Raw genomic sequence first — 26386 nt, 5'->3', positions numbered from 1 at the left:
CGGTCAGCGGTACAGCAGATTCGGGTCGCTGACGTTCTGCTCGGCGACCGCCCGCGTGATCCGGCCGGCGATCAGGAGCTGACGCAGCGACTCGTCGAACGACTGCATCCCCTCGGCCCGTCCGGTGACGATCAGCATGTCGATCCCCTCGACCTTCCCGAGGCGGATCGCAGACGCCACCGGGTGCGTCACCCAGAGCACCTCCAGCGCCAGTTCGCGCTTCGTCCCGCGCTCGACACCCGGCAACAACCGCTGGCTCACGACCGCCCGCAGCCCGAGCGCCAGCTGCGCCCGGATCGGCTGCTGCAGGTCCTGCGGGAACAGGTCCGCGAAGCGCGTCACGGCCCCCTTCGCGTCGCGGGTGTGGAGCGTCGTGAACACGAGGTGCCCGGTCTCGGCGGCACTCAGGGCCATCTGCGCCGTCTCGCGGTCGCGCACCTCGCCGACCAGGATCACGTCCGGGTCTTGCCTCAGGCCCGAGCGTAGGCCGTCGGCGAAGGTCGGCACATCGGCACCCACCTCTCGCTGTGTTACGACCGAGTGCGGGAGCCGCGGGAAGACGTACTCCACGGGCTCCTCGACCGTGATGATGCGGTAGCCGCCGGCGAGGTTGAGGCGGTTCACGACCATCGCCAGCGTCGTCGTCTTCCCCGAGCCGGTCGGGCCGGTGAGGACGACGAGCCCGTCGCGGAGCGTGGCGATGCGGTCGGCGAGCGGCTGCGGAAAGCCGGCCCACTCCAGGTCGGGGATGTCGGCAGGGATGACGCGGAAGCACGCCGCGAGCTGGCCGGCGGCGTGGAACAGGTTCGCGCGGAACCGCGCCGAGCGGCCGCCTACCACGAGGTCGAACGAGTAGTCGGCGCTGCGCTGTGCCGCCAGCCGGTCGGCGGCTACGGGAGGGCACCCGGTGAGCAGCAGCGGGCCGAGCGCGTCGGCGCTCAGCGGCGGGCCGGAGAGCGCGGTCAGCTCGCCGTGCAGGCGCAGGACGGGCGGGTGGCCGGCAATCAGGTGCAGGTCGGACGCGCCGCCCTCGACGGCGACGGCGAGCCAGCCGCGGAGCGGGTCCGGAACGGTGAGTGAGGTCGCTGCGGGTTCGCTCATTATGTCTTCCTCACACCTCCAATAGTGGCAAAGGCCCGGGGACGCCTGTCCCCGGGCCTTGTACCGACCGTCACGCCCAGCCCGCGATCAGCGGTTGAACAAGAACGCCGGCGTGTTGATGAGCGCCCACGCCAGGTCCTGCGCTCCGAGCACGCGCGGGTCGGTCGGGGGCACGTCGGCGGCGTCGGCCGCGAGCCGCTGGTACTCGCGGTCCTGCGCCAGATACATCGCCCTTAGCCGGGCCTTCTGGGCATCCGTCCGCTCGGCCGCAGGCGTTTCCAGCAGCGCCACCTCCGCGGCCGATAGCGGGCTCGTCAGCTTCGGGTTCGCGTCCGCCGTCACCGACAGCCGGAACTTGCCGACGACGTGACTCGTGCCGAAACGCTGGTCGAGCGTTGCGGTGAACGTGACCCCGTCGGCCACGGCGGGCACCGGGCTCTGGAACTTGAACAGTGCCGCCTGGTTTTTGCTGACGCCGTTGCCGACCGCCCATCCGGTCGCGGGGTTGTTGTCCACCGCGTTCCCGACCGGGAAACCGTCCTGCTGGATGGTCGCCTGGCCGCCCGTCAGCCGAACCACGGCTGGCTTCGCGGCGTCGTCCTTGCCGGCCTTCTGGTACGTCAGCTTGAGCTCGTTCAGGACGAAGTTGCCGTTCTCAGCGCGGCCCGGCCCCTTGTTCGGAAGCGCCGGGTCGGACAGCGTCTCGATGCGGACCGCGGTAATCGCCTTGCCGATCTTCGCCTTGCCGACCACCGTGTACACGTCCACCTGAGCCGACTTGCCGCTGGCCAGGATTGACCCGTCCTTGCCGATCGTCAGCGTCGCCCCGTCCTTGAGCGATGCCGGCGTCGGCCCCTGCTTCGACTCGGCCTTCACGACCTCGAGCGGCATCCACGCCGTCGGCTTCTCGGCGATGCGGGCCTGCTCCCACGCCGTCTGCCGGCCGTCGAGCGTCGTCTTGTACGCGGCGAAGGCGTCGGCCTTCACCTTGTAGTCGGCCAGGATGCGGGCGTGGTCCGGGCCGGCGGCGCGGAGCGCGGACACCCCCGCTTCCCGTTCCTTCGCCGACGGCTGCCGTGCCAGTACGGCCAGGTAGATCTCGTTCACCACCTTCGCGTCGTCCTTCTCGCCGGTCACCAGCTTCGCCAGCCGGTTGTTCGGATCCTTCAGGGCGTCGCCGACGATAGGCCCGTTCACCATCGCCAGCACCGGGCCGAGGTTCATGCCGCCGGTGCGCTCGCACTCGCAGGCGCTCTCGCGGACCGGCTTGCCGAACAGGTCGAGGAAGCCGCCCGGCAGATCGACGTTGCTGTCCGGCAGCAGCGCCGCCCGCGACCCCGGCGGAAGGCCCGGCAGCCGGCTCACCGAACCCGTTACGCGGTGGATACTGTCGTACAGCACCTCGGCCGGCAGCCGGCGGGCCAGGGCGTGCGAGTAGTTGATGTCGTCGTCGCGATTCCATTTATTCGTGCCGATGCTCAGCTGGTACGTCCGGCTCTTGCAGATGGTGCGGATCATGGCCCGCACGTCGAACCCGGACTTCACGAACTCGGTCGTCATGCGGTCGAGGAGTTCGGGGTTCGTCGGGGGGTTGCCGGCGCGGATGTCGTCGATCGGCTCGATCAGCCCGACGCCGAGGAGGTAGCCCCACAGGCGGTTCACGTAGCTGCGGGCGAAGTACGGGTTCTCGGCGGACGTGATCCACTTCGCGGCCTGCTGCCGCCGCTGGGCCGCGGGGCCGACGTCAGCGTTGATGACGAACGGGAACCGCGGCGCCGCCACCTCGCCGGTGCGGTCGTGCTTGATCTCGCCTGTGGTGCCGTCGCTCACGACCTCTACCAGCGCCTTGGCGGTCTCGACCGCGGTGCCGCCGATCCGCTGACCCTTGTAGGCGGGGTCTTCGTTCAGCTTCACCTGCGCGAAGTAGGCGGCGAGGTTGTAGTAGTTGTCCTGCGTCCACCGCTCGAACGGGTGGTCGTGGCACTTGTTGCAGTTGAACCGCACGGCCAGGAAAAGTTGCGTGGTGTTCTCCATCACGGCGTCCGGCGCGCGGAGCACCTTGTAGTACGACGCCGGCGGGTTGGCGACGTTCGAGCCGCTCGCGGTCAGGATGTCGTGGGCGAACTTGTCGTAGGGCTGGTTCGTGGCCAGGGCGTTGCGAATCCAGCCGCGGAAGCTGCTGGCGCCCACGTCGCCGAGAAACTTGCGGTTCACCTGGAGCAGGTCGGCCCACTTGTTCGTCCAGTGCTCGATGAATTGCTCGCTGCCGACGAGCCGGTCGATGAGCGCGTCGCGCTTCGCCGGGCTCGGGCGGGCGTCGGCCAGGAACGCGCGCACGTCCTCGGGCTCCGGCGGCAACCCGGTCAGGTCGAGGAACACGCGGCGGACGAACTCCTCGTCGGTACACAGCGGGCTGGCCTGCACCATCACCTGCTTCAACTTCCGGTCCACCAATTCGTCGATCCAGTTCTGTACGGGCCGCTGCTCCCAGACGAACCCGGCCCGGTCGCCCAGCACGATGACGGTGGAGGCGGCGTAGGCGCCCTCGTAGCGGGCGAGCATCGTCGCCTCGCCGCGGCGGACGCCGGTGACGACGCCGCCCCGGTCGGCGGCCACGACCTCGGTGTTGCTGCTGTCGATGAACGCCTCGGCGGTCACGTCGCGGGTGCGGCCGTCGGCGTAGGTGGCAATCACGGCGAACTGCTGCCGCGTGCCGATCCGCGTCAACGTCGGATTCTTGGGGAAGATGTCGATCGATTTCACGCGAACGGCGTCCAGGTCGAGCTTCGCCCCCTGGGCGACCCAGCGGCGGATGACCTCGTAGTTCGGCTCGCCGGGCTGCGTCAGCACGCCGCCCTGGTGGGGCACGGCGCCGCTCGTCTTCAGCAGCAGCAACGACCGCTCCGGGGCGGCGCGGTTGATGCGGCGGCTCTCCAGGTCGTCGGTAAGGGCGCGGTAGTCGAAGATGGCGTCGTAGCCGCGGAGGGACAGCTTGAAACCGTTCTTCCCGGCCTGTGCCCCGTGGCAGGTGCCGGCGTTGCACCCGAGCTTCGACAGCACTGGCTGCACGTCGCGGACGAAGCTCACCGCCGGGTCGGCCGTCGCGCCGCGTACCTCGACGGGGACGCGGAGGGACTTCTCGCCGACGACGATCGAAATGTCGCCCTTCCCGTCCGCGGCGGGGCGGACGAGCCCCGCTTTGTGCGTGATGAGCTTCCCGGGCAGCGTGAACTGCGCGATGCGGGTGGCGTCCACCGTCTCGCCGTTGTCGAGTTTTGCGGTTACGAGTAGCTGCGTGTACTGGAACGGCCCGTCAAGCGCGACCGCGGCCGGCTTAACTTCCAGCGCGACGACCTTGGCGCCGGGCGGGAGCGATTCGGCCGCGGGCTGCGCGATCGCCGGGGCGGCGGTGAGCAGGAGGGCCACCGCCGCGGGGAGGAAGCGGGTCATCTCGGGGTGCCTCGGAGTGTGTACGGGGCGAAGCCCACCGGTCGCGACCGGTGGGCTTTGGGGTGCTGTTAGCGTGAAGCGGCGGCCGCGGTGGGCCGCACGACGAAACTTTTGAGTAGCTTGCCGGTCGCGGGGTCGTGCAGCCACACGGTGCCGTCGAAGCCGGCGGACGCGATCGACTTGCCGTCGGGGTGCCACGCCACCGCGTAGGCCGGGCCGGAGACGCCCTCACACACCACCTTCTTGCCGGTGTCCGTGTCGTAGACGCGGACCTCGCCCTTGCCGTCGAGGCTGCTGGCGGCGGCGAACAACTTGCCGTCGGCGTTGAATGCGAGGCCGGAGATGCGGCCGGGCATCTTCTCGTACTCGCGCAACTTGTTGGCGTCGTCGCCGATCTGCCGCTTCACCTCGCGGTGCATCTTGTACAGCCGCGGCGTGCCGTCGGCCCCGCCGATGATGAGTTCGTCGTACACCTTCGGGGGCACGCCCGGCGTGTCCTCCGGCACCTTCTGCATCTTCTTGTCCTTCATCGGCCGGCGGTCCACGGCCATCAGACCGCCGCGGAGGCCGCCGGGCGTGATGCTCGTCACGTTGTCAACGAACCGTTGCGTCGGCACCTCGGTCAGCCGCAGGCTCATGTCGCGGCTCACGGACACGAGGTGCTGGCCGTCCTGGCTGAAGACAGTGCCGAGCACCCAGTCGGTGTGCGTGCCCATCTGGAGCGTCTGCTTGCCGGTGGCCGTGTCGATGGCGCGGACGGTGTTGTCGATGCACCCGAAGGCCACTGTCTTGCCGTCCGGCGACCAACTGACGCCGTACACCGTGTCGAACGTGACCGGGGCGGAGACCACGAGGTCGTCGCGCTTGTGGTTCCAGACCTGCACCTCGCCGAAGCGGCCCGGGGCGCCACCGGCGACCGCAAGCCGCTCGCCGTTCGGACTAAACGCGACCGCGTTAATCCGCTCCGAGATGCCGACGAGCCGCGACGACAGCTTGTAGTCCTTCCCTGAGTACAGCAGCACCTCGTGGAAGCCCGCCACGGCAAGGAAGTCGCCCTGCGGGTCGAACGCCAGCGAGGTGACGACCGGCGGCGCGGCGTACTTCGGCGGGTTGGCCATGTCGATCAGCGCTTCCTTCGCGGAAGCGGGGGTGTCGTCGGTGGCACCCTGGGCGATCCAGTCGGCGATCAGCTTCACCTGCGGGGCGGCGAGCGGGTCACGGTTCTTCGGCATCTCGGCCTTGCCGTTGTGGCCGCGGACGAGCTCCAGCAGGTAACTCTTGTCCGCGTTCCCGGCCACGACGCCCGCCTTGCCCCGTTCGCCGGCCTTGAACAGGTCGGGGAACGCGGTCATGACGTAGCCGCCCTGCGCCTTCGCCGGCTGGTGGCAGCCGTTGCAGTGCTGCGCGAACAGCGGGCGAACGTCCTTGTAGAAGCTGACCTTGCCGGGGGTAGCGGGTTGCTTGGCGTCCTGGGTCGTGCCGGTAACGGTACCGGCAACGGCGACGCCGAGCGCGAGAAGTGCGCGGGGGAGGGTCATGGAACGGCCCCGGGGGGAGGTCGCGCGGCGGCCCACGAGCGGGCCGGGTGGGTAAGTACAGTTTAGACCCCGGACGGGGGTCATTCAACAGAATTGGCGGGTGAGTCGCACCGGAGGGAATCGAACCCCCATCCCTCAGGCGTGATCCGGCTACCTTGTGCCGTTAGACGACGGGGCTGGGCGGCGAGCGGAAGCGGTGGGACTCGAACCCACGACGGGCCGCAAGCCCGTTACCTGTTTTCGAGACAGGCTCCTCATCCGGCCGGGTCGCTTCCGCGAACAGGGACGCGGCCCGGGGCGGGCGGGTTCACGTTACTTCACCCCGAAGCAGAACAGGTGCGTCGCCCCACGGACGTACAGCCGCCCGTCGGCGAGCGCCGGTGACGCCGACACCGGCTCGCCGATCGACCCGCGACGGACCAATTCGTACTCGCGCTCCGCCTTCAACACGAAGAACTCGCCCGTCGTGACGATCGCCAGGATTTCGCTGCCCGCCATGATCGGAGACGACAACACCTCCTTCGTCGTCGGCCGATCCTCCCACAGCTTCGTGCCCGACTTGGCGTCGGCGCACGCGACCACGCCGTTGTCGGCCACCCAGAACAAGAGGCCGTTCTTTTCCAGCAGGCACGGCACGTACGGAACGCCGCTGTTCTTGCTGTCCCAAACCTTTTTCGGGCTGCCGCCGTTCGGGTCGACGGCGAGCATGTAGCGCGACCCGCCGCCGTCGCCGCTCGGGCACACGATCAGCCCGCCGGACGCGACCGGTGAGCCGACCACGCGCAGCTTCATCTTCGCTCCGCCCCACTCGATCGGGTGGGTCCAATTGGCCTTGCCCGTGGCCGGGTCGTAACCCGTGATCTCGGTCGTCGTGCCGACGACGAGTTCGGTCCTCTTCCCCGGCCGCTCCCAGACGAACGGCGTCGAGAAGCTGGCCCGGTGCGCCGGCCGCTCGACGGCCCACTTTTTCTGCCCCGTCGCGGCGTCGTAGGCGACGAGGGTGGCGTGGCCGCCCAGGTCTTTGCTGCCGTCGGCGTTCAGGTAGACGACGCCGTCGTGAACCATCGGCGAGTGCCCGGCCCCGTGGTCGCTGATGTACGAGCCGAGCGAGGCGGTCCACTTCTCGTTGCCGGCGAAGTCGTAGGCCGCGAGCGTCATCGCGTCGCCGTCCCACCACGCGCAGTAGACGTGCTTGCCGTCGCTGGCCGGGGTGCCGGAGGCATAACTGTTCTTGGCGTGCTTCTTCGCCGCGTGGCCGGGCACGTCCTTCGTCCATTCGGTCTTGCCGGTCACGGCGTCGAGGCACGTCAGCATTCGCTTCGAGCCGTCCTTCGCCCCGCTCTGCACGAACACCTTCCCGCCGACGACGATCGGCGAACTGATTCCCTCCCCGGGCACAGCCACCTTCCACAGCGGCGCCTTCGCGTCGATGTCGGGCAGCTTGCCGGCGGCGACGCCGGTACCGTTCGGGCCGCGGAAGCGTGCCCAGTCGGCGCCGAGGCCGACGAACGACGCGAGGAGTACAGCGGGCAACGCGAGGCGGCGCATGGAAGTGATCCGCGTGGGGCAAGGGTGGGTATGGTGATTATCCCAAACACCCGGGCGGATGCAACCACCCGGCTCGCAAACGATGAGGGCGCCGTGAGCGTTTCCCCGCTTGTCGGCGGACGCTTGCGGACCTACTTCCTTTCGGTGAGACTGTCGTCGCCGCCCTCCCCCCGACGGCCGCCCCCGCGCCTGGTTCCAGAAAGGACCCCGATGTTCACGCTCCGTCACGCCCGGCTCGCCGGGCTCACCGCCGTAGCGGTCGCGGCCGCCGGGTTGCTCGGGGCGTACGCCCCGGCCACGGCCCAGGACAAGAAGGCGACGACCAAGGAGGCCCAGCCGGCCGCCGGCAAGAAGGTCAAGTCGAAGCTCAAGGTCACCGTCCCGCAGGACGACACTGAGTTGAAGATCGAGGGCAAGGACACCAAGACGCCGGACAAGAACCCGGCCGTCCGCGAGTTCGAGACGCCCGAGATCGACGCCGGCAAGCTCTACGAGTACACGTTCAGCGCGACCTGGCGGCCGAACAACTACACCGTGCTGACCCGCACCAAGACGGTGGAGTTCAAGGGCGGCGACGACGTGGTCGCCGACCTGACGAAGGTCGACCCGAAGGTGCAGGACAAGGCCGTCATCCGCTGGGTGCCCACGCCGGACGACGTCGTCGCGGAGATGGTGAAGCTGGCCGGCGTGAAGGACGGCGACGTGGTATACGAGCCGGGGCCGGGCGACGGCCGCGTCTTGATCGCCGGCGTGAAGGCGGGCGCGAAAAAGGCCGTCGGCATCGAGCTCGACGGCAAGAAAGTGCTCGAAGCCAAGGACAACGTGAAGAAGGCCGGGTTGGAGAAGCAGATCACCGTGATCGAGGGCGACGCGCTGAAGGACCGCGACTACAGCGAGGCGTCGGTGGTGTTCCTGTACATGGGCAACGAGTTCAACAACCTGCTGCGGCCGATCCTCGCCCGTCAGTTGAAGCCGGGCACGCGGATCGTGTCGCACCGGTTCATCCTTGGCGACTGGGCGCCGGACCGGTCGATCACCGTGATGGGCGCCGACGGCGACGAGTACCGACTGCACCTGTGGGTCGTCAAGGACGCGAAGAAGCCGAAAGAGTGAGCGCGTCATCGAGCCCACCCGCCGCGGCGGGTGGGCTCGATCGTCTCCGTCACCTCGCGGTCACCACGTGCGGCCGACTCCCACCACCGCCCTTCGGTAGCTTCACGACCAGTACCGAGCACGGCGCCTCGCGCATCACCCGCTCGGCGACACTCCCCATTACTAGCCGGTCCACGCCCGTTCGGCCGTGGGTGCCGATGACGATCACGTCGATGCCGGCGTCGGCGGCGTAGCGGGCGATCTCTCCGGCCGGGTCGCCTTCGAGGAGGACGTGGTGGACGGCGATGCGGTCGTTCGCGGGGCGGACCTGCTCCAATTGGCCGTGCCAGTAGTCGCGGCCCTTCGCCGCTTCGGCCGAGCCGGGGGCGACCACGTAAACGACTGTCAGGCTGGCTCGGTACGTCTCGGCTAGGCCGACGGCGTGGAAGTACGCCAGGTTGGAGTAACTGCTGAAATCGGTCGGGTACAGTATGCGGCGGACCTGGATCATGGGCGGGCTCCGCGCCGGGGAGAGGGGTTGGCGTCCGAGCCCCCGCATCCTACCCCCAGGGCAGTCGCAGGGCCAGAGGGCAAATCAGACGCGGGGGCCGACCGGCTCCAGTGCAAACGTCACGCCGTCCGCCTCGACCGACGCCGGCAGCGGCAGCGGCGCGCGCTCGGCGTGCGGCCGGTCGTTCACCAACACCTTGCCACCCGGCACGCGCACGCCGAGCCCGTCCTTCGAGCGGTACAGCAGCACCCGCTCCGTCACCCCGGGCACGACGACGTGAGACGCCCCGGCTGGACCGAGGATGATCTCGTTGGCCATTAGCAGGACACCCTCGACGCAGTGGACGAGTCGGTGGCCGCTGGTGAGTTCCAGCTTGGCCGTGCTGCTGACCGGCACCGGGCGGTGGAACTGAAACTGGCACGTCGCGCCGAGCGTGATGCGGTCGCCGGGGCTGAGGACCGAGCGGCCAACGTCCTTGCCGTTCACCATCAGCGTCCGCGCGCCGGCGGCGGCGGTCGCCTTTCCGGCCTCGATGAGGAAGCCCTCGCCGTCGCGGGACAGTTCGGCGTGGATGCGCGACACGTCGGCGAACAGCGGCACGTCGACGGGGCCGCCCTCCAGCACGGCCTGTCCGAACGTCACGCGGTTGCCGGTGCAGACCAGGTAGCCGGCCACGCCGTCCACCCACAGCAGGAAGCGACGCGGCAAGCCGGGGCCCGAGCCGAAGTCGCGGTCGGTCGGCGGCGGGCCGGAGCGCGAGCCGCGTATCGACCGCGGCTCGTCGTCGTCCGGTCGGGCCAGCAGCCGCGACGACATCGCCGGCCGGCCTGGGAGCGTCGCCGCGGCGGGCTTCTCCGCGGGCGTGCTGCCGGGGTGGCTCAGCGTCACAGCCGTGCCGTTCACGGGTTCAGGGGTGCCGGGGTGGGCCGCCTGCCAGGCCTTGTCGCGGAGCGTGCGGGCGGCGTGGTACGCCGGCGCCGCCGCCAGCGCCTCCTCGGCCGCGACCACCGCGTCGCGCCACTCTCGCAGCGTCGCCGCGTCCTGGGCGCGGCCGACGGCATCGAGGAACCGGGCGTGCCGACCGCGGACGGCTTCGCGGAAGCGGTCGAGCGCGTCTGTCGGGGCGGGGAACTGGTCGCGGAGGCGGTGGAGGTCGTCGATGGCGGGAAGGAAGTCGCCGCGGTCGGCCTTCGCCGCGGCTTCCAGCCAGCCGGCCGCGCCGGACGCCACCCGCGGCAGCTCGGGGTGCCGCACCCCGCGGTCCTGCAACCGCGCCACACGCTCGGCGGCGCGCTCGGGGTCGCCGGCCTCCAGCGCCGCACGCGCCTGCACCAGCCCGAATCGGGACAGCGTCTGCCGCAGGTCGATGACGCACTTCTCGCCGGTGTTCAGCGCCTCCGCGGCCAGCAGGTCCTGCCACGCCGCCTCGGGGTTGTCGCGGTCCATCAGTTGGGCGGCGCGCTTGCAGTACCCGCGGGCCACGTCCTTGGCGGCCTTCCACGCCTTGCGGTGGCCGGCCTCGATTAGCGGCGCCAGTAGGCGGTGGGCGTCGTCCGGGCGGCCGGCGGCCACGGCGTCCGAGGCCTGCCTCAGCGTTAGCCAGGGGGGTAGGTCCATGACTCGGGCGGTCGTCCGGGCGGGCGAGTGCTTTCCGTCCAGTGTACCAGTGGCGGCCGAACCCGCGAGGCGGATTACGCCGCAACCGCCGCTCTGGCGCACATTCTTGTTTCCGGCCGAGGGGGGTCGATTCCCGGAATCATGTCACCGACTCATAAAAAAGTCTGTTGACGCGAACCGACCGCAGACGAATTCCCCGAACCCGAGCAGCCCCGGGTGGTTAATCCGATCGCACGACGGCTCCGGGAAGAATCCTTGCCTCTGATCCGCGAAGGGATTATCGTTGTGGGTGGCCCACCCCCGCCCCCCGGCCCGGTTCCGTCCCGCCTGCCAGGCCGCCCGATGACACCCGCCCGCCTCCTCGCCGCGCTCGCGGTCGTCGCCGCGTCACACGCCACTGCGTCCGCCGCGGTCACGTGTTCCGTCGCCGCCGTCGAGCTGCGCGACGCCTTCGAGGGGAAGCAGCTCCTCGTCCGCGACGGCGACCGCGACGCCACCCGCGACGCGAAGTACGCGAGCAGCAACGCCGCCGTCGCCACCGTGGACGAAAAGGGCCACGTCACCCCGACCGGCGACGGGACGTGCGTCGTGCGGATCGAACACGCCGCGGGGCGGCTCGAAATTCCGGTCACGGTTCGCGGATTTACTCAAAGCCGTGCCGTGGACTTCCGCACGGAAGTGATGCCCCTTCTGAGCCGCCTCGGGTGCAACGCCGGCGGCTGCCACGGGAAGGCCGGCGGGCAGAACGGCTTCCGGCTGTCGCTGTTCGGGTTCGACGCCGAGTTCGACCACGCCGCCATCACCCGCGAGGCCCGCGGCCGCCGCGTCTTCGCGTCGAACCCGGACGAGTCGCTGTTCCTGCTGAAGGCCACCGGTCGCTCCCCGCACGGCGGCGGCAAGCGGCTCAACCCGGCGGCCGCCGAGTACGCCGTCGTCCGCCGCTGGATCGCCGCCGGGGCCCCGGCCTCGGCCCCGGACGCGCCGAAGGTGGTCCGCATCCGCGTCACCCCCGGCGACGGCGTGCTTGCTCCGGAAGCCCGCCAGCAGCTTGCCGTGACCGCCGACTACTCCGACGGCACGAGCCGCGACGTGACCCGCCAGAGCGAGTTCCAGAGCAACCTCGACGTGGTCGCGTCGGTGGAAGCGGACGGCCTCGTGACCGCCCACCGCCTCAGCGGCGAGGCGGCGGTGATGGCCCGCTACATGGGCTACGTCGGCGTGTTCCTGGCGATGGTGCCGCACGGCCCGCCGCTGGCCAGCATCCCCGACTTCACGCCGACCAACTTCGTCGACGAGCTCGCGGCAAAGAAGTGGCAGCGACTCGGGCTGCGGCCGAGCCCGCCGTGCGACGACGCCACGTTCCTCCGCCGCCTCTGCCTGGACCTGTGCGGCCGGCTGCCGACCGTCGACGAAACCCGCGCCTACCTCGCCGACACAGCCGCCGACAAGCGCGTGAAGCTAATCGACCGGCTGCTCGCGTCGCCGGACTACCCCGCGTACTTCGCCCTTCGCTGGGGCGCGATCCTGCGGAACTCCAACCTCGCCGGGGCCGACCAGGCCGCGGTCGCGTTCCACCACTGGCTGCGCGACGGCATCGCCCGCAACCGCCCCTACGACGAGTTCGCCCGCGGCATCGTCGCCGCCGCCGGCGAGTGGCAGGACGCGCCCGCCATCAACTGGCTGTGGCAGAACCGCGACGACCAGTTGCACCAGGTCACCGCCGACGTGGCACAGGTGTTCCTGGGCGTGCGGCTCCAGTGCGCCAAGTGCCACCACCACCCCTACGAGCGCTGGGGGCAGGCCGATTATTACGGCCTCGCCGGGTTCTTCACCCGCCTCGGCCGCAAGAACTTCGGCCAGCCGCCGCCGTACTACGCCAGCGCCACCCCGACCACCGGCGAGCGGAACCCGCTGACCGGCAAGACGCCCGAGCCCAGGTACCTCGACGGGGTGGAGCCGAAGTTCAGCCCCGACGAAGACCCGCGGCACGCGCTGGTGGACTGGATGGCGAAGGCGGACAACCCGTTCTTCGCCCGCACGTTCGTCAACCGCATGTGGGGGCACTTCCTCGGCCGCGGGCTGCACCACGAGGTGGACGACCTGCGCGAGACGAACCCGCCGTCGAACCCCGAACTGCTGGACCGGCTGGCGAAGGAGTTCGTGGACCGCAAGTTCGACATGAAGTGGGTGGTGCGGACGATCGTGACGAGCCAGGTGTACGCGCTGTCCAGCGAGCCGACGGACGCGAACCGCAACGACAAGCAGAACTTCGCCCGCTACTACGCCCGCCGGCTGCCCGCGGAAGTGTTCCTGGACGCGGTGAACGGCACCTGCGGCGTGAAGGGCGGGTTCAGCGGCGTGAGCCAGAACGCCCGCGCCGTGGACCTGCCGCACGAGGGTTTTGGCTCCTACTTCCTCGACACGTTCGACCGCCCGAAGCGGGTGACGGTGTGCGACTGCGAGCGCTCCACCGGCGCGACGCTCGGGCAGGTGTTGCTGCTGGCGAACTCCGACGAGATCGAGAACAAGATCGCCGACGGCAACGGCCGCATCGCCAGGCTGGTGAAGGCGAAGGCCGAGCCGCGGGCGGCGGTCGAGGAGCTGTACCTGGCGGCGCTGGCGCGGCGGCCGACCGACGTGGAACGCAACCGCGCCGCGAGCTACGTCGCGGAAGCGGCGGACAAGCCGAAGGCGCTCGAGGACGTGCTCTGGGCGCTGCTGAACTCCCGCGAGTTCATGTTCAACCACTGAGTGACGGCATTTTTGACAGGATGAACAGGATGGAACAGGATTGAAAAGTCAGTCTGATTTCGATTTGTCTTTTAATCTTGTTCCATCCTGTTCATCCTGTCAACAATGTCTTCTTCGCCGGAGATCGCTATGCCCACGCGGCGGACGTTCCTCCAGGTCGGCGGCCTCGCCCTCGGCGGGCTTACGCTCCCCGGCCTCCTCCGCGCCCGCGCCCAGTCGCCCGCGGCGACCCGCAAGCGGTCCGTCATCCTCGTGTGGCTCGCCGGCGGGCCGAGCCACATCGACATGTACGACCTCAAGCCCAATGCCCCCGCGGAGGTCCGCGGCGAGTTCCGGCCCATCCCCACGAACGTGACCGGCATCCAGATCGGCGAGCACCTGCCGCGGCAGGCCGCGATCATGGACAAGTTCAGCGTCGTGCGGTCGGTCACGCACACGCAGGCCGGGCACGGCATGGGCTCGCAGTGGATGCAGACCGGCTACCCGGTCACCATCGAGGTGAACGACAACATCCACCCAAGTACCGGCTCGGTCGTCGCCCGGCTCAAGGGGCCGAACGACCCGGGGCTGCCGGCCTACGTCAACCTGCCGCGGCAGGTGAGTTTCGGGAAGGCGGCGTACCTCGGGGCCGCGTTCAACCCGTTCTCGCCGGACGCCAACCCGAACGACGCCGCGTTCCAGGTGCGGAACATGCGGCTCCCCGGCCGCGTGGACGCGACGCGGCTCGACCGCCGCCGGCAGCTGTTGCAAGACCTCGACACCACCCGCCGCGACATCGACCTCCGTGGCGACCTCGACGGCCTCGACACGTTCTACCGCGACGCCCTCGACATGGTGACGAGCCCGAAGGCGCAGCGGGCGTTCGACATCAGCCGCGAGGCGCCGCGGCTCCGCGACCGGTACGGTCGCAACGACCTCGGCCAGAGTTGCCTCCTGGCCCGGCGGCTCGTCGAAGCGGGAGTGACGTTCGTGACCGTGCAGGCCGGCGGCGGCTGGGACACGCACGGCAACAACTTCGCCGAGCTGAAGCGCCGCCTGCTGCCGCAGTACGACGCCGGGGTCGCGTCGCTCATCGAAGACCTGCACGACCGCGGGCTGAGCGACGACGTGCTGGTGATGTCGCTCGGCGAGTTCGGGCGGACGCCGAAGATCAACAAGGACGCCGGCCGCGACCACTGGCCCGGCGCGATGAGCGTGCTGTACGCCGGCGGCGGGTTGAAGACGGGGCAGGCGATCGGCACCACGAACGCCCTGGCCGAGTACCCGACGAGCAAGCCGTTCACGCCCGGCTGCGCGCTGGCGACGATGTACCACGCCGTCGGCGTGGACCACCGCCACACCTTCTACGACGACGCCCAGCGGCCGCTGAACGTGCTGCCGGAGGGCGAGCCGATCCGTGACCTGGTGGGCTGACGGTTCGGTGGGACCGGCGTCCCGCCGGTCGTCCGGTCAGACCGGCGGGACGCCGGTCCCACCGGATAAGTCGCCTGGTACAATGCCGTCGTGCCGACACCTCCCTCCCCCGCCGACGACGAATCTTGGCTCGCGCCGTTCGCCATGCGGGCGGCCGCCAGCCGCGGCCGCCGCTACCCCGAGCCCGACCACGCCTTCCGCTCGCTGTACCAGCGCGACCGCGAGCGCGTCGTACACTGCACCGCCTTCCGCCGCATGACCGGCAAGACGCAGGTGCTCGTCGCCAGCGTCAACGACCACCACCGCACCCGCCTCACGCACACGCTCGAAGTCGTGCAGGTGGCCCGCACCGTGGCCCGCCGCCTCCGCCTGAACGAAGACCTGACGGAAGCGATCGCGCTGGCCCACGACATCGGCCACCCGCCGTTCGGGCACGCCGGCGAGGACGCGCTGAACGCCTGCCTCGCCCCGCACGGCGGCTTCAATCACAACCTGTTCGGCCTCCGCCGCGTGGACGAGCTGGAGGAGCGCTACCCCGGCTTCCCCGGGCTGAACCTGTCGTTCGAGGTGCGCGAGGCGTTCGTCCAGCACGCCGGCGCCGACGTGGAGGAGTTCCGCGCCGCCGGCCGGCCGCTGCTCGAGGCGCAGGTCGTGGACGTGGTGGACAGCCTGGCGTACGACACGCACGACACCGACGACGCCCTCGGCCTGGGCTTCATCACGCTCGACGACCTGGCCGCGGTCGAGTTCTGGGGCCGCGCCGCGGAGCGGGTGCGGGCGCACACGCCCGGCCTTTCCGGCAACCCGTTCCGCACCGCGGTCGTGCGCGAGCTCCTGGCCTGGCAGGTGACCGACCTGCTCGACGAGACGGCCCGCCGGCTGGCGGGAGCGAACGTGCGGACGCTGACGGACGTGCGGGCCGCGCCGGCGCCGCTGGTCGGCTTCTCGCCCGAGGTGCGGAAGCTGAAGGCCGGGCTGGAGCGGTTCCTCCGCGAGCGCGTGTACCGCCACCACCGCGTGCTGCGGATGACCGCCAACGGCAAGCGCGTCCTGACCGCCCTGTTCCACGAGTACGTCGCGCACCCGGAGTTGTTGCCGGAGAAGCACCTCCGCCGGTGGGACGGCGCCGACGCCGTGATCGGCCGGCCGCCGCCGGGGTGGGTGACGGCGAACCGCCAGCCGCTGCCGGGGCTGGAGCGCGTCGTCGGCGACTACCTCGCCGGCATGACCGACCGGTTCGCGCAGGCCGAGTACCGCCGCCTGTTCCTGCCGTCGCTCGACCTGTAGGCCCCGCCGCGGCGCGTATCATAGCACCGTCCGAGGCCGCTCTCCGCGAGACCCACCATGCTCCTTTGGCTCCTCCGCGGCGCGTACGTCGCGCTCCTGCTCGGCGTCGCCGCCTTCGCCGCGAACGTGTACTTCGAGGACGACCACGGCAAGGGCGTGCTGGTGGCGCTCGGCGTCATCGCGGTCGGGGCGCTCGTGATGTTCACCGACGTGCGCGAGAGGCAGAAGCAGATCACCACCATCTCGGCGGTGTACTTCGGGCTGATGCTCGGGCTGCTCCTCGGGTGGCTGTTCTCGCTCGCGGTGGAGCCGCTGCTGACGTACGCCTTCCCGTACCGCCCGCAGGCGGTGCAGGTGTCGCGCGTGCTGGTCACGCTGATCTGCTGTTACGTGACGATTTCGACGCTTCTGCAGACCAAGGACGAGTTCCGGTTCATCATCCCCTATGTCGAATTTTCCAAGCAGGTGAAGGGCGGCCGGCCGCTGGTGCTCGACACGAGCGTGATTATCGACGGCCGCATCGCCGACGTGTGCGATACTCGACTGATCGACACGAAGCTGCTCGTGCCGCGGTTCGTGCTGCAGGAGTTGCAGGCGATCGCCGACAGCTCGGACAAGCTGAAGCGGGGCCGCGGCCGGCGCGGGCTCGACATCCTGAAGCGGCTCCAGACGAACCCGAAAATCCAGCTCGAGCTGCACGACGGGAACGTCCCGGAGCTCCGGACCGCGGAGCGGATCAAGGTCGACGAGCGGCTCGTGATCCTGGCCAAGGCGCTCGGCGCCAGGGTCGTGACGAACGACGTGAACCTGAACAAGGTGGCCCAGCTGCAGGGCGTGGACGTCATCAACCTGAACGAGCTGGCCATCGCCATGCGGACGGTGGCGCTGCCGGGCGAGCTGATGACGGTGAAGCTGGTGAAGCCGGGCGACCAGATCGGGCAGGCGGTCGGCTACCTGGAAGACGGCACGATGGTGGTCGTCGAGCAGGGCCGGCCGCTGATCGGGCAGGACGTGCCGGTGGTGGTGACGAGCGTGTACCCCACGCCGGCCGGGCGGATGATCTTCGGCCGCCCCGACGGCCGCGCCAGCGGCACGAACGTGTCCGGGTCGGCGGCCGCCGCCCCGCCCGGCTCGGCCGTCCACGACCCGCTCCGCCCGCCCAGTAAGCCGTGACCTCGGAGGTAGGCATGACCCGCGTCGTACCCGTCGGACTGTTCGCGGCGGGCGTCGCGGCCCTTCTCGCCGCCGGCGGCCCGCCGGCGGCCGCCCGCCAGGACAAGAAGGCCGACGCGCTGCCGCCCCCCGCCGCCACGTCCGACGTGGAGGCCGTGGAGAAGGTGCTGCTGGCGCGGAAGGACTACGAGGCGAGCCTGAAGAAGCTGTGGCAGCACTACACCACCACCGGCGACAAGCTCCGGCAGAAGTGGACCGAAGACGAGTTGATGGCGTACCACCTCATGTTCAAGCCGTCCTACAACCTGGACGTGCACGACGTGCCGCCGCCCACGCTGCAGGCGACGACGAACGTCCGCGAGGCGAACGAGCTGTACCGGATGGCCATGGAGTACCGCGGCAAGGGGACCGGCACCGAGTACGTCCTGAACATGCGCCGGGCCGAGGTGCTGCTGCGGGAAATCCTGGAGAAGTACCCCAACTCGGACAAGATTCCCGAGGTCGCGTACGCCCTGGCGGGGCTGTACGAGAGCCGGGCGTACAACCAGATGGACCGCGCCGCCCGGTACTACGAGCGGTCGTTCCAGTGGGCCCGCGGCAGCCGCACCGACGCCCGCCTCCGCGCCGCGATCCTGTACGACCGCCAGCTCAACGAGCGGTCGAAGGCCATCACCCTCTACCGCGACGTGGTCGAGCACGACATCGACCCCGAGCGGATCCGCACCGCCGAGCGCCGCCTCGCGGAGCTGACCGGCGGGAAGAAGTAATTCCCGGGCCGTACAATCCCCGCATGGCGCCGTCGCACCTCCGCTGGCCGCTCAAGTTGTCCATCGCGGCGGCGGTCGTCACGATCGGGATGAAGGGGACGGCCTACGCCGTCACCGGCTCGGTCGGCCTGTTCTCGGACGCGCTCGAGTCCGGCGTCAACCTGTTCGCCGCGGTCGTGGCCTACCTGTCGCTGCTGTACGCGGCCCGCCCCGCGGACCCGGGCCACGCCTACGGCCACGAGAAGATCGAGTACCTGTCCAGCGGCCTCGAAGGCGCCCTCGTACTCGCCGCCGGCCTCGGCACCGCCGGGTACGCCGTCCGCCGCCTGATCTACCCCGAGCCCCTGGCGAACCTCGAAATCGGCACCGCCATCGCCCTCGCGGCGTCCGCGGTGAACCTCGCCGTGGCGCGCGTGCTCCTCCACCACGGCCGCAAGCACCGCTCCGTCCTGCTCGAAGCCGACGGCCACCACCTCATGTCCGACGTGTGGACGTCCGTCGGCGTCGTCGCCGGGATCGGGCTCGTGCTCCTCACCGGCCGCCAGTGGCTCGACGCGGTCGTCGCCGCAGCCGTGGGGTTGAACATCATGTGGACCGGCGGCGATCTCATCCGCCGCTCGTTCGACGGGCTGATGGACCACGCCCTCCCCACGGCCGAGCAGGACCAGCTCCGCGCCGTCATCACCGCCCGCCTACCGCCCGGAGCGACCTTCCACGCGCTGCGCACGCGACAGGCCGGGGCGCGGCGGTTCGCCGAGTTCCATTTGCTCGTCGCCGGCGACCAGTCGGTGCGGGCCGCCCACCACCTCGGCCACGAGATCGAGGCCGCCCTCGTGGAAGCGCTGCCCGGCCTGGAGGTGCTGTTCCACGTCGAGCCGGTGGAGGAGCGCGAGTCGTGGGAGGGGGAGTACCTGGAGCGGCTCGGCGAAGCACCGCACCCGCCGGGGGCGGCCGATGCCCGCTGACGCCCTGCTGTCGCTGTGGGAGTCGGCGGCCGTGCGGACGGTCGCCGCGGGCACCGCCGGGCTCGGCCTCGCGGCCGGGGCGGTCGGCACGTTCGCCGTGCTGCGGCGGCAGAGCCTCCAGGGCGACATGGTCTCGCACGCCGCACTGCCCGGGCTGGCGGCGGCGTTCCTGCTGGGGGCGCGCGAGGCCGGGGCGCTTGTACTCGGCGGCGCGGTCGCGGGGTGGCTGGCGATGCTCGTCGTTGGCGCGGTCACGCGGCGGTCGCGGGTGCCGTTCGACGCCGCCCTCGGCGGGGCGCTGGCGGTGTTCTTCGGCCTCGGCCTCGTTCTCATGACGTACGCGCAGCACCACGTCCCCGACGCCTCGCGGCACCCGCTCGACCGCTACCTGTTCGGGCAGGCCGCCCTGCTCCGCGACGACGACCTGCTGATGATCGGCCGGCTCGGCGCGGCCGTGGCGCTGGTGCTCGTGCTGTTCTGGAAGGAGTTCAAGCTGCTGGCGTTCGACCCCGACTACGCCCGCAGCCTCGGCTACCCCGTCCGCCGGCTCGACCTGCTGCTGACGACGCTGACCGTCGTCGCGGTCGTGGTCGGGCTGAAGGCGGTGGGCGTGGTGCTGATGACCGCACTGCTGGTGGCCCCGGCCGCGGCCGCACGGCAGTGGACCAACCGCCTCGGCGGCGTGGTGCTACTGGCGGGCGTGTTCGGGGCCGTGTCCGGGGCCGGCGGCGTCGTGTTCAGTCACCTCGCCCCCGGAAACGTCAGCGTGCCGACGGGGCCGACGATCGTGCTGACGGCGACCGCGATCGTCGGCCTGTCGCTGGTCTTCGGCACAGCCCGGGGGCTGGCGTGGGCGCCACTGAGGCGTGCCCGCGCGGCCTGACTCACCGGACGAACCCTGTCGTGTCTTCGACCGCCCTGACCGCCGTCATCCTCTCGCTCGTCGCCGCCGCGTGCGCGCTGCCCGGTGTTTTCCTGCTCCTGCGCCGGATGTCGCTGGTCAGCGACGCCGTGGGCCACGTCCTCTTGTTCGGTATCGTGCTGACGTACTTCGTGGTCCGCGACGTGGACTCGCCGTGGCTCTTCGCGGGCGCGGCGGCCGCCGGCCTCGCCTCGGTGGCGCTCGTCGAACTGCTTCAGAAAACTCGGCTCGTGAAGGAAGACGCCGCCATCGGGTTGGTCTTCCCGGCCCTGTTCGCGGGCGGCGTCCTTCTCGCGTCGGTGTACCTGCGGAACACCCACCTCGACGCCGACGCCGTGCTCCTCGGCCACCCCGACCTGGCGACCGGCGACGAGCGGCAGATCGGCGGCGTGTTCGTCCCCGCCGCCGGGCTCAGGCTCGCCGGCGTGCTCGCACTCAACCTCGCACTGCTGCTCCTGTTCTTCAAGGAACTGAAGCTGACGACCTTCGACCCCGCCCTGGCTGCCGCGCTCGGCTTTCGCCCCGGCCGCGTCCACTACGGGCTGATGGCGGTGGTGTCGGTCACCGCGGTCGCCGCGTTCGACGCCGTTGGGCCGGTCCTGGTCGTCGGCTTCTTCGTCGTCCCGGCTGCGGCCGCGTACCTGCTCACGGATCGGCTCGGCGTGCTGCTCGTGGTCGCGGGGGTGATCGGCGTCGGGGCCGCGTGGGCGGGGACGTACCTCGCGGCGGTCGTGGACGCGAACACGGCCGGCGCCGTCGCGGCGGTACTCGGGGCGATGTTCGCGGCGGTGTTCGTGTTCGCCCCCGGTCGCGGGCTGGTCGCGCAGGCGGCACGCCGGTGGCGCCAGCGGCGCGACTTCTTCGAGACGATGCTGACGGTCCACCTGCTGCACCACGAGGGGACCGCGACCGAGGCGGACGAGTCGGCCGCGGCGGGGCTCCACACGCACTTCCACTGGACGCCGCGGGACACGGCCGCGGTGGTCCGGCGGGCGGTGCGGCACGGGCTGGTGGAGCGGGCGGGAGAGGGGCTGAAGTTAACGGCGACCGGGCGGGAGCGGGCGCGCGACGTGGGTCCGGCTTCCGGCCGGCCGGCGTGACCCGGCCGGCCGGAAGCCAGCCCCACGAATCACGGTCGCGCCGGCGGGATGCGGTCCGGCGCGGCGGGCGGCGTAACCGGCACCGGCCGCGGGGCCACGAGCGGCCCGACTGACCACGGCAGGATGACGAGCCCGCGGTCGGCCGACACCGTCTGCGTGCCGTTCGCCAGGAACGCGGCCGACACCACCGGCGCCGCGTGTCGGCGGAACGTCGCCGGATCGCGCCCCGGCAGCGCCGCGTCCCAGAGCCGCAGCGTGCGGTCCGACGACGCCGACAGTACCATCCGCCCGTCGCGCACGGCCACCGCCCGCACCGGGCCGGCGTGCGTTCCTATCAACACGCCGGACGTTTCCGCCCGCGAGTCCCACATCCGCACCCGACCCGCGTCGTCTCCGGTGACGATCGCGATGCCCGAGGGGTCGAACGCGACCGCCGACACCGGGGCCGCGTCGTGGGCGAAGCGGCGCACTTCCGCGCCGGTGTGCAGGTCCCAGAGCACGGCCGACCGCCCGGCGGCGACCAGCGCGTGCTTCCCGTCCGGCGAGACGGCGACGGACGCGACGTAGCCGCCGACCTCGCGGCGCCGCAGTTCCTCGCCGCTGCCGGCCTTCCACACCGCGACCACGCCGTCGAACCCGCCGGTGACCCCCCACTTGCCGTCCGGCGTGAACGCGACCGCGGAGACGAGCCCGTCGTGGCCCGTGAACCTGGACACTTCCAGGCCGGTCTGCACGTCCCACACGCGGGCCGTGCCGTCGAGGGAGCCCGACATCGCCCGCTTGCCGTCGGCCGCCAGTGCGACCGCCCACACACTGGCGCCGTGGCCGACGAAGCGCTTGAGGTCGCGGCGGCCTTCCACGTCGTACAGGCGGACGCTGCGGTCGCCGGAGGCGATGACCGCGCGGCGGCCGTCACTGCTGAACGCGGCCTGGTTGGCCGTCTCGCCGCGGGCTTCGAGCGGATCGATCTCGCCGGTGTTGTCCGGGAGCGTGGGGCCGTTCAGGTTCCCCTGGTAGAGCGCGCCGAGTTGCAGCTCGCGAACGTGGTCGCCGAACGCCTGCACCCAGATCTGCCGGCCCACGGTCCCGCCGGCCGCCCGCAGCGAACCGACGTGCCGGGCCAGCGTCTCGGAATCGTTGATTCGCCGCACGAACTCCTCGGGCCGCAGCCCGACCTCGGCCGCGGCGGTCGGCAGGTCGAGGTCGGCTTCGTAGCGGCCGGTGATGGTGCTGACCGGCTCGAACCGTGTCACCTTCGAGCCCGTCCTGGCCAGCGCCGCGGCGTAGCGCTTCATGTCGTCGGCCATCAGCTCCAGCGACTTCTCCTTCGGCGGGTACAGCGCGCGGATCAGGTCCGCGTCCTGGCGGCGGAACGCGGCGGGGTTCTTGCCCAGGTGGTCGCGCACCTGGTCGGGCTTGGGCAGGATGCCGGTGACGTGGCACGACATGCACGACACGCCGGCCTCGACGGCGCGGTCGGGCCGCTTCGGGTCGGAGACGATGGCGACGGGCGCCTTGTCGAGCCGGGCGTTCACCGCGTTGACGAGGAAGAAGGCGTGCAGGCCGTTGGGCAGCGCGAAGATGGCCTCGCCGCCGGCGTGCTGGAACGGCTGCTCGGCCGCGACCGGGCCGAGCGGGTGCGCGAACACGTTGCGGCGGTCGGCCAGCAGGTTGCCGTTGGCGCGCTCCGTCAAGTTCGCGGGCGGCTCGTCGAAGTCGTAGGTGCGCCAGTACATCCCCTGGGCCGAGTCGTGCCGCTCCAGCACGCGGTTGAACCGCGACACCCCCGAGCCGTTGAACCCGACCCGGGCCACCCGCTCCTGCTGGATGTTGAGCGTGCTGTCCACCCGCAGCTGGCGCTCCAGGTCGGCGAGGTTGGCGGGGAGTTGCAGCACGTCGTAGTAGAGCGGCGCCCGGCTCGCGGTGGCGACGAACCAGTCGGCGCGGACCACCGGCAGGCGGGCGGCGGTGTTCACGCTCACGGCCCGCGCGGCGATCGTGTCGTCGAGCACGCCGTAGGGGTATTCCAGGAGGATGCGGTTCCAGGTCGTGGCGTCCCACTGGTACCACCGCAGGTCGATGCGGAGCACGGTGCGGGCGGCGTCCACCGGCACGGGGACGCGCACGGTCGAGTTCCACGACAGGCTGTTGACCAGCTTCGACAGCGCGTTACGGTACGTCTGCAACTCGTCGTCGGAGAGGCCGGCGTTGTGCAGGTGCGTGAGCGTGAAGTACCGCTGGAAGCGGCGGGCGCGGCGGTCGTGCGTGTCAAGGTCGGCGAGGACCGCGGCGTGAACCTCGGCCGGCGTGATCGCGGCGCGGTTCGCCAAACTCGCGCCGGGGGCGCCGGCCTGAATCCACGCCCGCACCGCGGCCAGTTCCGCCTCCGACGGCCGCGGCTGCTCGTCGGGCGGGGGCATGGTGCCGTCGGTCATCCGCTTGAACAGCCGGGATTCGTCGGCGTTCCCGGGCACGACCTTTTTGCGGCTCACCAGCTTGCCCAGGTCGCCGACGTAGTTCAGCCCACCCTCGACGGCCCCGTCCTGGCCGTGGCAGCGGACGCAGTGCGTCTTCAGCACCGCCCGCGCCTTCTCGGCCAGCGGCTCCTGCCCGGCGACAGGCGCGGCGAGAAGCAGCGCGGCGACCAGCGACCTGACGTGCATCCGGCGTCCTCCCGGGCTCGGCGCGCGCCGCGGAACCCCTTATCATCGATACCACAACCCGCCGCCGGTTCCCACCCGGGGCGTGTCACGCGGACGTAACATGACCCACTCCCGCCGCGACTTCCTGAGCTTCCCCGCCCTCGGCCTCGGGGCCGCCGCCGCGGTGCACCTCATGGCCCGCGACGGCGTCCTTAGCGCCGCCACGCACCACGCCCCGAAGGCGAAGCGGGCGGTGCAGATCACCCTCGTCGGCGGCCTCAGCCACCTCGACTCCTTCGACCCCAAGCCGGCGCTAGCGAAGTTCCACGGCCAGACGCTCAAGACCGACGAGCGGCCCGACGTGTTCTTCAACCAGGTCGGCCTCCTGCGACAGCCCGACTGGGCGTTCCGCCCGCGCGGCCGGAGCGGCCTCCAGGTCAGCGAGTTGTTCCCGCACCTCGCGCGCCAGGCGGACGAGTTGTGCGTCATCCGCTCGATGACGGCCGACAGCGCAAACCACACGCCGGCGCTCTTCGTGCTCAACAGCGGCTTCCAGTTCAACGGCTACCCGTCGCTCGGCGGCTGGCTCAGCTACGGCCTCGGCACGCTGACCGACGAGTTGCCGGCGTTCGTCGTCCTGCCCGACGGCCGCGGCGAGGCGAACGGCGCGGCGTCCAACTGGACGAGCGGGTTCCTTCCCGCGCAGCACCAGGGCGTCGTCTTCCGCAGCGGCGACGTGCCCGTGAACGACCTGACCCCCGCCCGCCCGATCGACCCCGCCGCCGAGCGCGCGACACGGGCTTTCCTGGAGGAAATCAACGGTTCGCACCTCGACCGTGTTGGCGGCGAGGCCGACCTTACGGCGCGGATGCGGAGCTACGTGCTGGCGGCGCGGATGCAGCGCGCCGTGCCCGCGGTCGCGGACCTGTCGCGGGAGAGCGAGCGCACGAAATCGGCCTACGGCCTCGACCGCGCCGAAACCGCCGACTGCGGCCGGCGCTGCCTGCTCGCCCGTCGCCTGCTCGAGCGCGGCGTGCGGTTCGTTCAGGTGTACAGCGGCGGCCCCATCGCCGGCAGTCCGCGCACGAGCTGGGACGCGCACGAAAACGTCCGCGAGAACCACGGCGCCGAAGCCGCCCGCATCGACCAGCCGGTCGCGGCGCTACTCGCCGACCTGCGGCAGCGCGGCATGCTCGACGACACGCTCGTGCTGTTCACGACCGAGTTCGGCCGCACGCCGTTCGCGCAGTCCGCGGCGGGTACGGTCGGCCCCGGGCGCGACCACAACAAGTACGCCTTCAGCTGCTGGCTGGCGGGGGCGGGCGTGAAGGCCGGCAGCGTGTTCGGCGCGACGGACGACATCGGCTGGAAGGTGGCCGAGCACCCGGTGCCGTGGCACGACTTCCACGCCACGGTGCTGCACGTCCTCGGCATCGACCACGAGAAGCTGACGTACTACCACAACGGCATCCGCCGCCGGCTGACGAACGTCCACGGCGAGGTCGTGCGCGGGGTGTTAGCCTGAGTTCGCTTTCACGAACGCCGCCACCTCCTCGACCTCGTCCACGGTCAGCCGCCAGTCGGCGGCGCCGACCAACGCCGGCAACTGCCCCGCCCGACGCGCACCCACGATCGCCGCGGTGACGGCCGGGTGCCGCAGCACCCACGCGATCGCCACCTCGCCCGGCGATTTCCCATGCCGCGCCCCGATCGCCGTCAGCAGCTCGACGAGTGCCAGGTTTCGCGACAGCAGCGGCTCCTGGTAGTGCCGGTTCTTCTCCTTCCGCCAGTCGTCCGCCGGCAGGGCCGCGATCCGCTCGCGCGTCATCGCCCCCGTCAGCAGCCCGCTCGCCATCGGCGAGTAAGCGATGACGCCGACGTTGTGCTCCAGGCAGTACGGCAGGACGCTCGCCTCCACCTCCGGCCGCACCATCGAGTACGGCGGCTGCAGCGACGTGATCGGCCCGAACGCGGCCACGCGGGCCATCTGCTCGGCGCTGAAGTTCGAGACGCCGATCCAGCGCACCTTTCCCTCGTCTTTCAGCTTTACCAGCGTCTGCCAGCCCTCCTCGATGTCCTCGTCGGGCTCCGGCCAGTGGACCTGGTACAGGTCGATCACGTCCACCTTCAGCCGCTTCAGGCTCGCCTCGCACTCGCGGCGGATACTCTCGGCCTTCAGGCACTTGCCGATCTGCCCGGTCGCGTCCCACACCCGCTCGCACTTCGTGAACACGAACGGCCGCTTGTCGGCGGCGATGCCGTCGAGCGCCTTCGCCACCACCTCCTCGGAGTGGCCGAGGCCGTACACGGCGGCGGTGTCGATCCAGTTGATGCCGAGGTCGAGCGCCTCGCGGATCGCGGCGACGCTGTCGGCGTCGTCCTGGGCGCCCCAGCCGAACGCCCACCCGCCGCCGCCGACGGCCCACGCGCCGAAGCCGATCGGCGTGACGTGCAGGTCCGAGTTGCCGAGCCGTCGCGTCTGCATCGTCGCCCCTCCGCAGTGCCGGCG

General features: G+C 71.0%; 18 protein-coding genes and 1 tRNA gene. 10 read left to right on the top strand and 9 right to left on the bottom strand.

Going from position 1 to position 26386, the window contains the following annotated elements; translation table 11 throughout:
• Positions 1-3 precede the first annotated feature (3 nt).
• The 5 genes from ETAA1_RS13885 to ETAA1_RS13870 form a co-directional block, all read right to left on the bottom strand.
• Positions 4-1101, bottom strand: coding sequence for a type IV pilus twitching motility protein PilT (locus tag ETAA1_RS13885; RefSeq protein ID WP_145239162.1), 1098 nt, complete (start codon positions 1099-1101; stop codon positions 4-6).
• Positions 1102-1188: 87 nt separating this feature from the next.
• Positions 1189-4551 (bottom strand): DUF1549 domain-containing protein, encoded by a 3363-nt coding sequence (locus ETAA1_RS13880; protein ID WP_145239160.1) that lies wholly within the window; start codon positions 4549-4551, stop codon positions 1189-1191.
• A gap of 68 nt (positions 4552-4619) precedes the next feature.
• Positions 4620-6089: a WD40 domain-containing protein gene (locus ETAA1_RS13875; RefSeq protein ID WP_145239157.1), complete on the bottom strand. Its 1470-nt coding sequence runs from the start codon at positions 6087-6089 to the stop codon at positions 4620-4622.
• Positions 6090-6277: 188 nt separating this feature from the next.
• Positions 6278-6364, bottom strand: a tRNA-Ser gene (locus tag ETAA1_RS31885).
• A 37-nt stretch (positions 6365-6401) separates the two neighbouring features.
• Positions 6402-7637, bottom strand: a complete 1236-nt coding sequence (locus ETAA1_RS13870; protein ID WP_145239154.1) for an outer membrane protein assembly factor BamB family protein — start codon at positions 7635-7637, stop codon at positions 6402-6404.
• 210 nt (positions 7638-7847) lie between these two features.
• Between ETAA1_RS13870 and ETAA1_RS13865 the strand changes: the two genes are divergently transcribed.
• On the top strand, positions 7848-8750 hold the full coding sequence (locus ETAA1_RS13865) for a TIGR03000 domain-containing protein (RefSeq protein WP_202920878.1): 903 nt from the start codon (positions 7848-7850) through the stop codon (positions 8748-8750).
• 49 nt (positions 8751-8799) lie between these two features.
• Here the strand turns inward: ETAA1_RS13865 and ETAA1_RS13860 are convergent, their stop codons facing one another.
• Positions 8800-9240 (bottom strand): universal stress protein, encoded by a 441-nt coding sequence (locus tag ETAA1_RS13860; protein WP_145239150.1) that lies wholly within the window; start codon positions 9238-9240, stop codon positions 8800-8802.
• An 84-nt stretch (positions 9241-9324) separates the two neighbouring features.
• Complete coding sequence (locus ETAA1_RS13855) at positions 9325-10857, bottom strand: FHA domain-containing protein (protein WP_145239145.1); 1533 nt, start codon at positions 10855-10857, stop codon at positions 9325-9327.
• Between the two features lie 342 nt (positions 10858-11199).
• Here ETAA1_RS13855 and ETAA1_RS13850 point away from each other — a divergent pair, with 342 nt between their 5' ends.
• From ETAA1_RS13850 to ETAA1_RS13815, 8 genes are all read left to right on the top strand, one after another.
• A complete protein-coding gene (locus tag ETAA1_RS13850; protein WP_145239142.1) occupies positions 11200-13608 on the top strand; it encodes a DUF1549 domain-containing protein in 2409 nt (802 codons plus the stop codon).
• Between the two features lie 129 nt (positions 13609-13737).
• Positions 13738-15021: a DUF1501 domain-containing protein gene (locus tag ETAA1_RS13845; protein ID WP_238389441.1), complete on the top strand. Its 1284-nt coding sequence runs from the start codon at positions 13738-13740 to the stop codon at positions 15019-15021.
• A gap of 90 nt (positions 15022-15111) precedes the next feature.
• Complete coding sequence (locus tag ETAA1_RS13840) at positions 15112-16308, top strand: deoxyguanosinetriphosphate triphosphohydrolase (RefSeq protein WP_238389440.1); 1197 nt, start codon at positions 15112-15114, stop codon at positions 16306-16308.
• A gap of 57 nt (positions 16309-16365) precedes the next feature.
• Positions 16366-17481, top strand: coding sequence for a PIN/TRAM domain-containing protein (locus ETAA1_RS13835; protein WP_145239136.1), 1116 nt, complete (start codon positions 16366-16368; stop codon positions 17479-17481).
• A 14-nt stretch (positions 17482-17495) separates the two neighbouring features.
• Positions 17496-18248, top strand: coding sequence for a tetratricopeptide repeat protein (locus ETAA1_RS13830; RefSeq protein ID WP_145239133.1), 753 nt, complete (start codon positions 17496-17498; stop codon positions 18246-18248).
• A gap of 23 nt (positions 18249-18271) precedes the next feature.
• Positions 18272-19213, top strand: a complete 942-nt coding sequence (locus ETAA1_RS13825) for a cation diffusion facilitator family transporter (protein ID WP_145239130.1) — start codon at positions 18272-18274, stop codon at positions 19211-19213.
• Positions 19203-20096 carry a metal ABC transporter permease gene (locus ETAA1_RS13820; protein ID WP_145239127.1) on the top strand — a complete coding sequence of 298 codons (894 nt, stop codon included), beginning with the start codon at positions 19203-19205 and terminating at the stop codon, positions 20094-20096. The genes ETAA1_RS13825 and ETAA1_RS13820 overlap by 11 nt, the downstream gene beginning before the upstream one ends.
• 20 nt (positions 20097-20116) lie before the next feature.
• Positions 20117-21235 carry a metal ABC transporter permease gene (locus tag ETAA1_RS13815; RefSeq protein ID WP_145239124.1) on the top strand — a complete coding sequence of 373 codons (1119 nt, stop codon included), beginning with the start codon at positions 20117-20119 and terminating at the stop codon, positions 21233-21235.
• A gap of 29 nt (positions 21236-21264) precedes the next feature.
• On the opposite strand, the gene ETAA1_RS13810 is transcribed toward ETAA1_RS13815, so the two are convergent.
• Positions 21265-23898 (bottom strand): c-type cytochrome domain-containing protein, encoded by a 2634-nt coding sequence (locus ETAA1_RS13810; protein WP_145239121.1) that lies wholly within the window; start codon positions 23896-23898, stop codon positions 21265-21267.
• 100 nt (positions 23899-23998) lie between these two features.
• Between ETAA1_RS13810 and ETAA1_RS13805 the strand changes: the two genes are divergently transcribed.
• Complete coding sequence (locus tag ETAA1_RS13805; protein ID WP_145239117.1) at positions 23999-25402, top strand: DUF1501 domain-containing protein; 1404 nt, start codon at positions 23999-24001, stop codon at positions 25400-25402.
• Here ETAA1_RS13805 and ETAA1_RS13800 read toward each other — a convergent pair.
• Complete coding sequence (locus tag ETAA1_RS13800) at positions 25394-26362, bottom strand: aldo/keto reductase (protein WP_145239114.1); 969 nt, start codon at positions 26360-26362, stop codon at positions 25394-25396. The two genes, ETAA1_RS13805 and ETAA1_RS13800, sit on opposite strands and share 9 nt — an antisense overlap.
• Between the last annotated feature and the right edge of the window lie 24 nt (positions 26363-26386).

Source organism: Urbifossiella limnaea (genome assembly GCF_007747215.1).
Taxonomy (GTDB): Bacteria; Planctomycetota; Planctomycetia; order Gemmatales; family Gemmataceae; genus Urbifossiella; species Urbifossiella limnaea.
Note: the sequence above shows the minus strand (reverse complement) of the source record. Positions and strands in the feature narration are given on the sequence as shown.

Coding starts and splice junctions, on each gene's coding strand:
- ETAA1_RS13885 (WP_145239162.1), bottom strand. CDS start 1,101: ATGAGCGAACCCGCAGCGACCTCACTCACCGTTCCGGACCCGCTCCGC.
- ETAA1_RS13880 (WP_145239160.1), bottom strand. CDS start 4,551: ATGACCCGCTTCCTCCCCGCGGCGGTGGCCCTCCTGCTCACCGCCGCC.
- ETAA1_RS13875 (WP_145239157.1), bottom strand. CDS start 6,089: ATGACCCTCCCCCGCGCACTTCTCGCGCTCGGCGTCGCCGTTGCCGGT.
- ETAA1_RS13870 (WP_145239154.1), bottom strand. CDS start 7,637: ATGCGCCGCCTCGCGTTGCCCGCTGTACTCCTCGCGTCGTTCGTCGGC.
- ETAA1_RS13865 (WP_202920878.1), top strand. CDS start 7,848: ATGTTCACGCTCCGTCACGCCCGGCTCGCCGGGCTCACCGCCGTAGCG.
- ETAA1_RS13860 (WP_145239150.1), bottom strand. CDS start 9,240: ATGATCCAGGTCCGCCGCATACTGTACCCGACCGATTTCAGCAGTTAC.
- ETAA1_RS13855 (WP_145239145.1), bottom strand. CDS start 10,857: ATGGACCTACCCCCCTGGCTAACGCTGAGGCAGGCCTCGGACGCCGTG.
- ETAA1_RS13850 (WP_145239142.1), top strand. CDS start 11,200: ATGACACCCGCCCGCCTCCTCGCCGCGCTCGCGGTCGTCGCCGCGTCA.
- ETAA1_RS13845 (WP_238389441.1), top strand. CDS start 13,738: ATGCCCACGCGGCGGACGTTCCTCCAGGTCGGCGGCCTCGCCCTCGGC.
- ETAA1_RS13835 (WP_145239136.1), top strand. CDS start 16,366: ATGCTCCTTTGGCTCCTCCGCGGCGCGTACGTCGCGCTCCTGCTCGGC.
- ETAA1_RS13830 (WP_145239133.1), top strand. CDS start 17,496: ATGACCCGCGTCGTACCCGTCGGACTGTTCGCGGCGGGCGTCGCGGCC.
- ETAA1_RS13825 (WP_145239130.1), top strand. CDS start 18,272: ATGGCGCCGTCGCACCTCCGCTGGCCGCTCAAGTTGTCCATCGCGGCG.
- ETAA1_RS13820 (WP_145239127.1), top strand. CDS start 19,203: ATGCCCGCTGACGCCCTGCTGTCGCTGTGGGAGTCGGCGGCCGTGCGG.
- ETAA1_RS13810 (WP_145239121.1), bottom strand. CDS start 23,898: ATGCACGTCAGGTCGCTGGTCGCCGCGCTGCTTCTCGCCGCGCCTGTC.
- ETAA1_RS13805 (WP_145239117.1), top strand. CDS start 23,999: ATGACCCACTCCCGCCGCGACTTCCTGAGCTTCCCCGCCCTCGGCCTC.
- ETAA1_RS13800 (WP_145239114.1), bottom strand. CDS start 26,362: ATGCAGACGCGACGGCTCGGCAACTCGGACCTGCACGTCACGCCGATC.